This is a genomic window from Micromonospora sp. Utrum1 (assembly GCF_057197805.1).
Genome location: NZ_CM170071.1, coordinates 2,838,968 through 2,851,491, shown reverse-complemented (window position 1 = coordinate 2,851,491; position 12,524 = coordinate 2,838,968). Strand labels below are relative to the sequence as shown.

Genomic DNA, 12,524 nt, shown 5'->3' with positions numbered 1-12,524 from the left:
GTTGCGGCGTCACGGCTGGTTCGGTCGTCGGGGTGGGGTACGGCGAGCCCGGCCACGCCGGGCGGCGGCCCGCAGCGCGGCACGGGCCAGTTCCGGCCGGTCGGCGGCGCCGTCGAGGCTGGCGGCGAGGGCCCGCACGGTCGGGTGGCGGAACAGGTCGAGCATGGTGAGGGAGCGGCCGGTGGCCTCGGTGAGCCGGGCGTGCACGGCGGCGAGGGCCATCGAGTGGCCGCCGATGTCGAAGAAGTTGTCGGCGACCCCGACCCGGTCCCGGCCGAGCACCTCCCGCCAGATGCCGGCGATCAGCTCCTCGGTCGGGGTGAGCGCGTCCGGCCCGGTGGGCAGCGGGGCCCGGGCCGGCTCGGCGGCGGCCACGGTCATCGCGCCGAGCGCCGGCACCCGTACCGTCGGCCAGGGCAGCTCGGGGGCGACCTGGTCGGTGGGCGCGTCCGGGTCGGCCGCGAGGGCGCCGACCAGGGCCGCCAGGTCGGCCAGGAGCGCCTCGATCCGGTCGGCGTCGAACAGGTCCGGGTTGTGCACCACCTCGACGCCGGCCCGGCCGTCGCGTTCCACCACGTAGACCGTGATGTCGAAGGGCGAGCCGGGCTTCGGCACCGGCACCGGCTCGACGGCCAGGCCGGTCAGCGCGAGCCGAGGCGGGACGAAGTTGAGCACGTTGAACAGCACCTGCACGAGCGGGGCGCGGGAGGTGTCCCGGCCGACGCCGAGCGCCTCGACGATCCGTTCCAGGGGCGCCCCGGGGTGCTCGGTGACCGCGTGCAGCTCGGCGGCGCACCGATCGACCAGCCCGGCGAAGGTCGCCCCGCCGGTGCGCAGCCGCACCGGCACGGTGTCGATGAAGAAGCCGATGACCTCGTCGAAGGCGGCCAGCCGCCGGTCGGCCACGATCGCGCCGAGCACGTGGTCGTCGCCGCCGGTGAGCCGGCGCAGCAGCTCGCCGAAGCCGGCCAGCAGGACGGCCGCGACGGTGGTGCCGCGCCGGGCGGCCAGCTCGCGTACCGCCCGGTCGGCCGCCTCGGTGAGCCGCACCGCGGCCTCGACGCCGGCGTAGGTCTGCACCGCCGGGCGGGGCCGGTCGCGGGGCAGGTCCAGCGCGGTAGGCGCGCCGGCCAGGTGGTCGGTCCACCAGGCCAGGTCGGCCGCGCCCCGGCGGCGGTCCCGCTCCGCCCGCCAGACCGCGTAGTCGGCGTAGCCGGCCGGCAGCGGCGGCCGGGCCGGCGGGGCGCCGGCGAGCGCCCGGGCGTACGCGCCGGCCAGCTCGTCGTAGAGCAGCGCCTCGGACCAGCCGTCGAAGACCGCGTGGTGCACGGTCAGGGCGAGCACGTGGGTGTCGGTGGCGAGCCGGTAGACGGTCACCTGCCAGGGTGGCCCGGTGGCCAGGTCGAAGGCGTGCCCGGCCCCGGCGGCGAGCATGGTGGCCAGCTCCGCCTCGGCGTCGGCGGCGCCGGTCAGGTCGACCACCGGCACGGCCACGTCGGTCGGCTCCTCCCGGACCGCGTACGGGACCCCGCCGGTCTGCGGGATCCGCCAGCGCAGCACGTCGTGCCGCTCGGCCACGGCGCGCAGCGCGGCGCCGAGCGCGGCGGTGTCCAGCGGCCCGCGCAGCCGGTGCGCGACGGCGATGTTGTACGGCGCGCTGGACGGGGCGAGCTGGTCCATGAACCAGAGCCGCCGCTGCGGCGGGGAGAGCGTGGGCGGGTTGCCGGTGGTCAGGTCCTCGCCGTCGGCCGGGGCGGCGGCCCGCACCCGGTCCACCAGCGCGGCGAAGGTCCGGGCGGTGAAGAGGACCCGGGTGTCGACCTGCCGGTTCAGCTCGGCGCGGAGCGCGGCGACCAGCCGCATGGCGGCGATGGAGTTGCCGCCGGCGGCCAGGAAGTCGCTGTCCGGGCCGGGGTTCGCGCCGAGCAGCCGGGCCCAGAGCCGCCGGACCGCCGTCTTGACCGGGTCACCGCCGGTGACCTCCTCTGCGACCTGCGGGGCGGCCGTGGCGCGGGCGCGCAGCGCCGGCCGGTCCAGCTTGCCGCTGGTCGGGCTGACCGGCAGCGCGGCCAGCCGCACCGTGCGGGCCGGCAGCATCGCGGTGGTCAGCCGGGACCCGGCGTACGCGCGCAGCGTCGCGTCGTCGGGCGCGTCGGCGGGGGCGAGGAAGGCGACCAGCTCGACGCCGGCCGGTCCGGGCACCGCCTCCACGGCGACCCGGTCGACGCCGGGGTGCCCGGCCAGCACGGCCTCGACCTCGCCCAGTTCGATCCGCTGCCCACGCACCTTGACCTGCCGGTCGGCCCGGCCCAGGTAGACGATCCGGCCGTCCGGCGCCTGGCGGACGAGGTCACCGGTGCGGTAGAGCCGCTCCCCCGGCCGGTCGCCGAAGGGGTCGGGGACGAAGCGCTCGGCGGTCAGCCCGGGCCGGTTGAGGTAGCCGTCGGCCAGGCCGGGGCCGCCGATCAGCAGCTCGCCGGTTTCCCCCGGCGGCACCGGGCGCAGCTCGGCGTCCACCACGTACGCCCGGTGGTTGGGCAGCGGCCGGCCGATCGGCACCGGGTCGGTGTCGGCGGCGGTGAGGTCGCCGCTGACCGCCAGCACCGTGGTCTCGGTGGGGCCGTAGGCGTTCAGGAAGCGCCGGCCGGGGGCCCAGCGGGCGACCAGCTCGGCCGGGACCGCCTCACCGCCGCAGAGCAGCACCCGCCACGAGCGCAGCTCCGCCGGGTCGAGCAGGGCGAGCACGGTCGGGGTGATGAAGCCCCAGGTCACCTCGTGCGCGGCGAGGAACCGGGTCAGCCGGACCGGGTCGGCCCGGTCGTCGGCGCCGAGCAGTTGCACGGCGCCGCCGAGCAGCAGCGGCACGTACAGGTCCATGGTGGCCGCGTCGAAGCCGAGCGAGGCGATGCCGAGGCTGCGTACCGAGGCGTCGGCGCCGGTCAGCGCGGCGACCCCGGTGACGAACTCGACGACGTTGCGGTGGGTGGTGAGCACCCCCTTGGGCCGGCCGGTGGAGCCGGAGGTGAACAGCACGTACGCCGGGTCGCCGGGACGGGCCGGGCAGGGCTGGACGGGGGCGGGGCCGGGCAGCCCGACCGCCTCGACGCCGGGCTCGTCGCCGAACTCGGCGGTCGCGGCGTCGCCGGCCACCACCCGGACGCCGGCGTCGCGGGCGATCTCGCGCAGCCGTTCGCGGGGCCCTCCCGGCTCCAGCGGCACGTAGGCGGCGCCGGCCAGCAGCACGCCGAGCACGGTGACCACCAGGTCGGGGGTACGCGCGCCGCAGACGCCGGCCCGGTGGCCGGGACCGATCCCGCGCTCGCGCAGCGCGGCGGCCAGCCCGGCGGCCCGGTCGACAAGCTGCCGGTAGGTGAGCCGGCTGTCCCACTGGCGTACCGCCACCGCGTCGGGGGTGCGGGCGGCCTGCGCGGCGACCAGGTCGGCCAGGGTCGCGTCCGGCCAGGGCACGTCCGCCCCGTATGCGGCGCTGACGGTCAGGATGTCGGTCACCCGTGGTCTCCCCGGTGCTCGGCTGGGTCGGTGATCTGGAGGCGCAGTTCGTTGACGTAGCCGCGGCCCTGCGCGTCGGTCACCCAGGTCTCCGCCGGGGCGGGCAGCAGCTCGCTGACCACGACCGGCACGTCCGGGCCGGTCCGGTGGGCGGCGTCCACCATGGCGCAGAGCGACTGCGCGTACAGCGGGCCGGTCAGGTCGACGTAGCAGGGCTTGATCTCGGTGCCGACCTTGACGAACACCCGCTCGGGCAGGCCGGCGGCGGCCCGCCACCGGCGCACCGCCAGGTAGCGCGCGGTCTCGTCGGCGTGCCCGGCCAGGCCGCACGCGCCCGCCGTGGTGCGCCAGGTGCGCCGGGCCACCACCAGCCGGTCGATGGTGATCCGGGGCATGTGCGGGGCCGGGTCCAGCAGCTTGAAGGCGTCCAGCAGCAGTGAGTTGAGCAGGCCGGCGAAGACCTCCATCAGCGGCCAGGTCTCGCCGCCGGGGAAGACCGCGACCAGCTCGTCGCCGGCGCGCTCGACGGTGACCGCGGTGGCCGCCACCAGCCGGTCGACGTCGCCGCCGTGGGCGGTGTCGATGCCCAGCTCGCGGTCGGCGGGCCTGGTCAGGGCGTAGGTGGTGCGGGTGGTCCGCCGGGGGAAGCTCTCCGGCCAGAGCACCCGCAGCCGGGCGGGGCCGAGGTCGGTGTCGAAGGCCGCCCGCAGCGCCGCCGGGTCGGGGTGGAACGGGCTGAACACGGCGCTGTCGAAGGTGATGGCGGCCGGGTGCAGCTCGCCGAGGACGAGCAGGAACTCGCCGCGCGCGACCGCCTCGGGTGAGGCCGCGGCGAGCTGCACGTCCGGGTTGTGCAGCCGGGCTGACGGCCAGCCGGGCCGGGTCGCCGGGAAGAGCCGCCGGACCGGTTCGGCCAGGTCCTCGGCGCGCAGCCGCAGCTCCGCCTGGTCGGCGGGGAGGTCACGGAGGGCGAAGAGCTCCGCCCACCGCTCGGTTAGCGCGGCACCGGCGCGGGCGATCGGGCCGTCGGGGGCGACCAGCGTCCCCTGGGCCAGCGACCAGAGGTCGGCCAGCCGCACCGGGCCGTCGGCGGCGAGCTCCTCGTGCAGCTCCCGGAAGGTCTCGGCGCAGCCGGCGCCGACCTCCGTGGTGAACCACCGCGCGGTCTGCAGGACCACGGCCAGCGGGGCGGCCAGCGCGTCCAGGACGGCCGAGCCGACGGTGAACTCCAGGTCCCGGGCGGTCTCCTCGTAGCAGACGGTGCGGCCGACGTACATCTGGCCGCTGTGGCGGGTGGCCGGGCGCCCGGTGACGGCGGTGAACTCGGTGTTCAGCGCGGTCAGGGCGGCACCGAGCCGGTCGGGGTCGCCGGCGGCCGCCGCCACCGTGTCCCGGGCCGCGCGGAGCCGGTCGAAGTCGGCCGCCACCCGGGCGCGGACGCCCTGGTCGCCGATGGCCCCGATCCGCTCCGCGAGGACCCGCTCGGCGTCCGGGCTCACCGGAAGGTTCGCGCCCCAGCTGAGCCGGCCCCGGTCGACCCACCGGTCGAGCAGCAGGTAGACGTCGTCGACCTGGTGCACGTCGCCGTCGGCGCGCATCCGCTCCGCCAGCTCGACCGCGGGGGTCCGCCCGTCGCAGGCGGCGAGCAGCCGGGCCTCCGTCGGGGTCAGCGCGATCGGCGGGTGCAGGGGCCAGCGCAGCTGGCGCCCCTCGACGGTCAGGTGGGGCTGCAGGGCGGGCGCCCACCAGCGGCGCACCGCGAGGTCGTCACCCAGCCGATCGGCGTACGCGATCAGCGCCCACGCCTCGAAGACGACCTGCCGCCGGTCGACCAGCGACGGGCCGGGCGACAGCCGGACCCCCGGCTCGTCCGGGTCGAAGGTTCCCCAGCAGACCGGGCCGAAGAAGCCGATCGTCTCCGCCTTGCCGCAGTAGCGCTGCCAGTAGCGCAGCAGGCTCAGTTCGCGCTTGCGCCGGCGTACGTTGCGCACCTCGGGATCGGTGCGCAGCAGGCCGTCGAGCGCGATCAGCATGTCCGGGTTCTGCCAGGTGACCGCCTCGCGCAGCAGCGGGTCGGCGGCGATCTCGTCGACCACGGCGGAGGACGCGGCGAACGCCTCGCGCAGCGTCTTGTCGAGCAGTTCCGGGCTGCCCGTGCCGGCCAGCACCGCGTCGGCGACCGCCGCCGCCTCCGGCGCGCCGAACCGGTCGAGCCCGTCCGCCGGGAACCCGGCGGTACGCAGCACCACGTCCCGCCAGACCGACCAGCCGGTCTCCCCCAGCGGCAGCAGGTGGCTCATCGGTTCTCCGTCCCGTGGGTGTCCACGATGTGCAGGCGCAGCTCGCTGAAGTAGCGGCGGCCGGCGCCGTCGGGCACCCACGCCTGGTCGGCGGTGGGCAGCATCTCGCTGACCGTGAGCGAGGCGCTGTCGCCGCCGTCGACCCGGGCGGCCCGGACCATGGCGCAGAACATGTTGGCGAAGGCCGGACTGGCCAGGTCGACGAAGCAGGGCTTGGTCTCGGTGCCGAGCTTGATGTAGACCTGCTCGGGCAGGCCGAGCCGGCGCCGCCAGTCCCGGACGGCCAGGAAGCGCTGCCGCTCACCGGTGGCCAGGGCCAGGCCGCTCTCCCCCACCGTGGTCCGCCAGGTCTGCCGGGCCACCACGAGCCGGTCCAGCGTGATCCGGGGGGTGTAGGGCGCGGCGGCCACCAGCTTGAAGCCGTCGACCGCGTGCGCGCTGAACAGCTCCGCGAAGATCTCGGTGAGCGGCCAGCGCTGCCCGTCGGAGGCGGTGGCGACGAGCCGGCCGTCGACCTCGGTGACGGTGAGGTCCACGGTGGGCAGCACCCGGGCCGGGTCCGCGCCCGGGGCGTCCTGGAAGGCCAGGTGCCGGTCGGTGGGCCCGGTCAGCGACTCGGAGGTGCGGCTGGTCCGGCGCGGCCACTCGCTCGGGAAGAGCAGCCGGACCCGCCGCTCGCCCATGTCCTCGGCCAGCGCCGCGCGCAGCCGCTCCACCTCCGGATGCGACGGGGTGAAGACCGCGCAGTCGAACGAGGACCAGGCGGCGTGCAGCTCACCGAGCACCACGGTGTACTCGCCCCGGGCCAGCGCCGCCGCGTCAGTGGCGCAGATCTGCAAGTCGGGGCTGTGGATCACGGCGTTGGACCAGGTCGGCCGGGCGCCGGGGAACGCCGCGTCGACCCGGTCGGCCAGGTCGGCCACCCGCAGCCGCACGTCGGTGGTGCCGGGCGGCAGCGCGTCCAGCCCGAACAGCCCGGCCCAGCGGGCGGCGAAGTCGGCGGCGACCGCGTCGACCGGCCGCTCGCCCCCGCCCCAGAACAGGCCCTGGGCCAGGAACCACAGGTCCGCCAGGGCCACCGGACCGCCGCCGGCCTCGGCGCGCAGCTCCTCGTGGAGCCCGCGGAACACCTCGTCGTACGCCTCGGCCAGGGCGTTGGCCATCCACCGGGCGGCGCGCAGCAGCACGTCCAGCGGGGCGGCCAGCTCGGCCAGCAGCGGCGCGCCGAAGACCACGTCCAGGTCGCGGGCGCTGTCCTCGTAGCAGATGGTCCGGCCGGCGTACATCTGGCCGGCGCGGCGGACGGCCGGGACACCGGTCAGCTCGGTGAAGGTGGCGTCGAGGGCGTCCAGGGCTTCGCGCAGCCGAACCGGGTCGCCGGCCGCCTCGGCCACCGCGTCGCGGGCGGCGCACAGCCGGTCGAACCCGGCCTGGGCGGCGCTCCGGGCGGCCTCGTCGCCGATCCCCGCGATCCGGTCCCGCAGCACCCGCTCGGCGTCCGGGCTGACCGGCAGGGCCGCGTCCCAGCTGATCAGTTCCCGCTCCACCAGCCGGTCGAGCAGGGCGTACCCGTCCTCGGGGCGGCGCAGCCCGATGGCCGGGTCGGCCACCAGGTCGGCGGCGCTACGGTGGCCGTCGGCGGCGGCGAGCAGCGTGGCCTCCACCGGGGTCAGCGCCAGCGGCGGCCGGCCGGGGCGCAGCACCGTCCGGTCCCGGATCGCGAGGTGGGGGCGCAGCACCGGCGGCCACCACCGGCGGACGGCCAAGTCGGCGCCGATCCGCTCGGCGTACGCGGCCAGCGCCCAGGACTCGAACCAGACCCAGCGCCGGCGGGTGAGCCCCGCGCCGGGGCGGATCCGGGCGGTCTCCGGCTGGTCGGGGTCGACGGTCACCCAGCAGCTCGGGCCGAAGAAGCCGACCGTCTCGTTCTTGCCGCAGTAGCGCTGCCAGTACTTGAGCAGCGCCCGCTCCCGGTCCCGGCGCCGCACGTTGCGGGGCGCGTCGGCACCGGCGCGGGCCAGCCCGTCCAGCGCCACCAGGGCGCCCCGGTTCTGCCAGGTGACCGCCTCGCGCAGCAGCGGGTCGGCGGCCAGCTCGCCGATCCGCTGGGCGCCGGCGCGGACCGCCTCGTCGAACTCCTTGTCGTACCGGTCCTCGCCGGTGCCGGTGGCGAGCAGTTCGTCGGCGGCCGCGGCGGCCCGGGGCGCGGTGAACAGTTCCAGGCCGTCGGCCGGGAATCCGGTGGTGCGCAGGATAGCGTCGCGCCACACCGACCACGTGGTGTCGCCGAGCGGCACCCGGTGCGCGCTGCCGGCGGTCCCGCGGCCGGCGGCGCGCACCGGGTCCGTGCCCGCGGCCGGCGCGCCGGTGCGGGCGGTCTCGGCGCCGAGCGCCCCGGCCAGGTCGGCGCGGATGAGCGCGAGCAGTTCGGGGAGCCGGTCGTGCAGGAAGAAGTGGCCGCCGGCCAGCTCGTGCAGGGTGAACCCGGCGGCGGTGTGCTGGGCCCAGGCGGCGGTCTGCTCGCGGGTGACCGCCCGGTCGTCCCGGCCGCTGAACGCGACGATCGGCAGCGGCAGCGGCTCGCCGGGCTCGTACCGGTAGCCGTCCACCCGGCTGAAGTCGGCTCGCAGCAGCGGCAGCAGCAGTTCCACCAGCTCCGGGTGGTCGAACAGCTCGGCGGGGAGCCCACCGCCGTCGCCCAGCCGGCGCAGCAGCTCCTCGTCGTCGGCCCGGGACAGGCCGTCGAAGACGCCGGGCGCGGTGACGTGCGGGGCACGCGCGCCGCCGACGTAGAGCCGCAGCGGAAGCGGCCAGCCGGTCTGGCGCAGCTCCCGGACCACCTCGAAGCCGAGCCGGCCGCCCATCGAGTGGCCGTAGAGGGCGTAGGGGCGGTCGGCCCGGGCGGCGACGGCCTCGGCCACGTCGGCGACCTCGAAGCGCGGATCCTCGTTGATCCGGTTCTCCCGGCCGGGCAGCTGCACCGGCAGCACCTCGACGTCCGGACCGATCCCCTCCTGCCAGCGCCGGAACGCGCTCGCGCCGGCACCGGCGTAGGGCAGGCAGAACAACCGCACCGGCGCCTGGGGTCGGCTTCCGGCGGAGACGAACCAGTTCACCGCGGACCTTTCTGGGCGGGGTCGATCCAGTACCGCCGGCGCTGGAACGGGTAGGTGGGCAGTCCGGTGCGCCGGACCGTGCCCTCGGGGTGCAGGGCGTCCCAGTCGACGTCCCGCCCGGCGGCCCAGTCGGCCGCCAGCTCGCGCAGCGGGCCACCGGCGCCCGCGACCCGGGCGTCGGTGTCGAGCAGCTCGTCCAGCCCGGCGAGCGCGCCGGGCAGGTCGGCGGCGACCACCGCGACCCGGTGGGCGAAGGCCTGCCGGCCGAGCGCCAGGGTGGCGGCCACCTCGGGCAGCGGCGGGCCGTCGCCGCCGAGGTGGGCCCGCAGCCGGGCCAGCGCGGCCCGCAGCGCCGCCGGGGTACGCGCCGACACGGGCAGCAGCCACGGCCCGTCGCCGGGCGAATCGGCCGGGTCGGCCGGCGGCGGCTGCTCCACCACGACGTGCGCGTTGGTGCCGCCGAGGCCGAAGGCGCTGACCCCGGCCACCCGGCGCGGCCCCTCGGGCCAGTCCCGCGCCTTGGTGGGCACGTAGAACGGGCCGGCGGCCAGGTCGATCTCCGGGTGCGGGCGGGTGAAGTGCAGGTTCGGCGGGATCACCCCGTGCCGCACGGCGAGCACCGCCTTGATCAGGCCAGCGATCCCGGCGGCGGCGTCGAGGTGGCCGATGTTGGTCTTCACCGAGCCCAGCGCGCAGGTCTCGGCGGGGGCGGCGCCGGCGTACACCTCGTGCAGCGCGGCGACCTCGATGGCGTCGCCCAGCGGCGTGCCGCTGCCGTGCCCCTCGACCAGGCCGACCTCGCCGGGGGCGACCTCGGCGGTGGCCAGCGCGGTGGCCACCGCGGCGGCCTGCCCGGCCGGCCCCGGCACGGCGAAGCCGGCGCGGTCGGCGCCGTCGTTGGTGACCGCCCAGCCGGGCAGGATCGCGTAGATCCGGTCGCCGTCGGCCTGCGCGTCGGCGAGCCGGCGCAGCGCGACCACCCCGACGCCGGAGCCGAAGCCGGAGCCGTTGGCGCCCTCGTCGAAGGCACGGCACCGGCCGTCCGGGGAGGCCAGCCCGCCCGGGGTGTGCCGGTGCCGGGGCCAGGTGACCGTCACCCCGCCGGCCAGGGCGAGGTCGCACTGGTAGTCGGCGAGGCTCTGCGCGGCGAGGCAGACTGCGACCAGTGAGCTGGAGCAGGCGCTCTGCACGGCCAGGGCGGGCCCGGTCAGCCCGAGCCGGTAGGCGACCTGGCCGGGCAGGTGGTCGGTGAACTGCCGGCCGATCAGCCGGGCCTCCCAGTCGTCCGGGTCGACGTCGCCGACCACGGCCGGGTTGTCCATGAGGTGGAACAGGAAGTAGCGGTTGGCGGAGGTGGCCGAGTAGACCCCGACCAGGCCGGGGAAGCGCTCCGGGTCGTGCCCGGCATCCTCCAGGGCCTCCCAGGCGGTCTCCAGGAAGAGCCGGTGCTGCGGGTCGGTCCGGGCGGCCTCGTCGGCGCCGAAGGAGAAGAACTCGGCGTCGAAGTCGGCGACCCCGTCGAGCCGGCCGACGGCCCGCACGTGCCGGGGGTCCGCGCGCAGCCCCGGCCCGACGCCGAGGGCAGCAAGCTCCTCGTCGGTGTGCTCGTGGATCGAGTCCACCCCGGTGCACAGGTTCCACCAGAAGGTGGCCACGTCCGGCGCGCCGGGGAAGCGGCCGGCGAGGCCCACCACGGCGATCTCGTCGCCGGTGTAGTGACGGGCCGCCGCGGCGGGCGCGGCCGGCGTGGGCAGCACCGGTGCGCGGACCGCCTCGGGCGGGGCGTCGAGCAGCGCCGCCTGGGCGGCCACCGTGGGGTGGTCGAAGAGGCGCAGCAGGGGCAGGCGTACGCCGAACCGCTCGGCGAGTCGCTGCTGCACCTGGCCCAGCAGCAGGGACTGCCCACCCACGTCGAAGAAGCTGTCGGTGCGGCCGACCGCCGGGCGGCCGAGCACGGCGCACCAGATGTCGTGCACGGCCCGCTCGGTGTCGGTGGCGGGCGCCTCCCCGGCCGGCACCTCGGCCGCCGGGTCGGGCAGCGCCCGCTCGTCGACCTTGCCGGTGACGGTGAGCGGGAACTCGTCGAGCAGCACCACCGCGCGGGGCAGCGCGTACCCGGGCAGTGCGGCGGCGAGCGCGGCGCGCAGCGCGGCCGGGTCGGGACGGGCGCCGGCCGGGCGGGCGTACGCGAGCAGTTCGCCGTCGCGGGCGATGGCGCGTGCGCCGGCCACGCCGGGCTGGGCGGCGAGCACCGCCTCGATCTCGGTCAGCTCGACCCGGTGCCCGCGCACCTTGACCTGCCGGTCGAGCCGGCCGAGGCAGACCAGCTCGCCGCCGGGCAGCCGCCGGCCGAGGTCACCGGTGCGGTACGACCGCACCCCGTCGGCTTCCAGGGTGAACCGGTCACTGTCCTGGTTGAGGTAGCCGGGGGCGAGGTGCCGGCTGCGGACCACCAGTTCGCCGGTGTCCTGGGCGAGGTCCACCTGGTAGCCGGGGAACGCGGTGCCGATCGGCAGCGGGCCGGCGGCGGCCGGGTCCACGTCGGACAGCGGCAGCGCGTGCCGGGCCACGAAGGTCATCTCGGTGGCGCCGTAGCCGTTGACCAGCCGGCAGTCGGGGGCGAACCGGTCCCGGCCACGGGCCGCGTCGGCGTACGTGGCCTGCTCGCCGCCGAGCAGCACCACCCGGACCGCGTCGAGGCGCCGGTCCCCGAGGGTGTCCAGCAGGTGGCGGTAGACGGTGGGCGTGCAGTGCAGCACGGTGGCCCGGTGCCGGTGGAGTTGGTCGACGGCGTGGGCGAGCCCGTGCCGGCGCAGGTCGACCGGGACCACCGCGGCGCCGGTGAGCAGCGCCGGGTAGAGGTCGGGGATGGCGGCGTCGAAGCTGAACGAGGCGAGCAGGCTGAGCCGGTCGGCCGGGCCGACGGCGAGCGCGGCGATCTGGTTGTCGACGACGTGCGCCAGGTTGCGGTGGGTCTGCCCGACGGCCTTCGGCACCCCGGTGGAGCCCGAGGTGAACAGCACGTACGCCAGCGCGTCCGGGTCGGTCGGGACGGGCCGCAGCGGGGCGGGCGGCACCTGGTCCAGCGGCACCACGAGGCGCCCGTCGGCGAGTTGCCGGGCCAGCTCGCGGTGCTCGGCGGCGCAGGCGACGGCGGTGACCCCGGCGGCGGCGAGCATGTGGCGCAGCCGGTCGACCGGGAAGCCCGGGTCCAGCGGCACGTAGGCGCACCCGGCGGCGAGGGCGCCGAGCAGCGCCGCGACGGTCGGGGCGCCGTGCGCGGTGAGCAGGGCGATCCGGTCGCCGGGTCGGACGCCGGCGGCGGCGAGCGCGACCGCGTGCCCCCCGGCCGCCCCGGCCAACTCGGCGTAACCGACCTCGTGGGTCTCACCGAGCAGGACCGGACGATCACCGTGACGCGCCGCGACCTCACCGAAACGATTGATGATCATCGGCTGTGCCATGTCAGCGGGCTGATGTTTCCCCATTGACGACAGGCGCGCAGCATTCAACGAATGTGATCATGATCCCCCCCAGGACTTCACATTGGAGTCAGAATAAAGCTCGATCTCTCGATGGGGAGGGCATTGATGCAGGT

Annotated in this window: 4 protein-coding genes; all 4 read right to left on the bottom strand. The window is 76.9% G+C overall.

Annotation, left to right across the window (positions count from 1 at the left end; genetic code table 11):
- Positions 1-9: 9 nt before the first annotated feature.
- From AC0OLQ_RS13565 to AC0OLQ_RS13550, 4 genes are read right to left on the bottom strand one after another with little or no spacing between them, the layout of a single operon-like run.
- On the bottom strand, positions 10-3,510 hold the full coding sequence (locus AC0OLQ_RS13565; RefSeq protein WP_484531598.1) for an amino acid adenylation domain-containing protein: 3,501 nt from the start codon (positions 3,508-3,510) through the stop codon (positions 10-12).
- Positions 3,507-5,810 carry a lantibiotic dehydratase gene (locus AC0OLQ_RS13560; protein ID WP_484531597.1) on the bottom strand — a complete coding sequence of 768 codons (2,304 nt, stop codon included), beginning with the start codon at positions 5,808-5,810 and terminating at the stop codon, positions 3,507-3,509. The genes AC0OLQ_RS13565 and AC0OLQ_RS13560 overlap by 4 nt, the downstream gene beginning before the upstream one ends.
- Positions 5,807-8,926 carry a thioesterase domain-containing protein gene (locus tag AC0OLQ_RS13555; RefSeq protein WP_484531596.1) on the bottom strand — a complete coding sequence of 1,040 codons (3,120 nt, stop codon included), beginning with the start codon at positions 8,924-8,926 and terminating at the stop codon, positions 5,807-5,809. Before AC0OLQ_RS13555 ends, AC0OLQ_RS13560 begins: the two co-directional genes overlap by 4 nt.
- Positions 8,923-12,390, bottom strand: coding sequence for an AMP-binding protein (locus AC0OLQ_RS13550; protein ID WP_484531595.1), 3,468 nt, complete (start codon positions 12,388-12,390; stop codon positions 8,923-8,925). The genes AC0OLQ_RS13555 and AC0OLQ_RS13550 overlap by 4 nt, the downstream gene beginning before the upstream one ends.
- Positions 12,391-12,524 lie beyond the last annotated feature (134 nt).

Excerpts from the sequence above, each read along its gene's own strand:
- AC0OLQ_RS13560 (WP_484531597.1), bottom strand. The coding sequence starts at position 5,810 with ATGAGCCACCTGCTGCCGCTGGGGGAGACCGGCTGGTCGGTCTGGCGG.
- AC0OLQ_RS13550 (WP_484531595.1), bottom strand. The coding sequence starts at position 12,390 with ATGGCACAGCCGATGATCATCAATCGTTTCGGTGAGGTCGCGGCGCGT.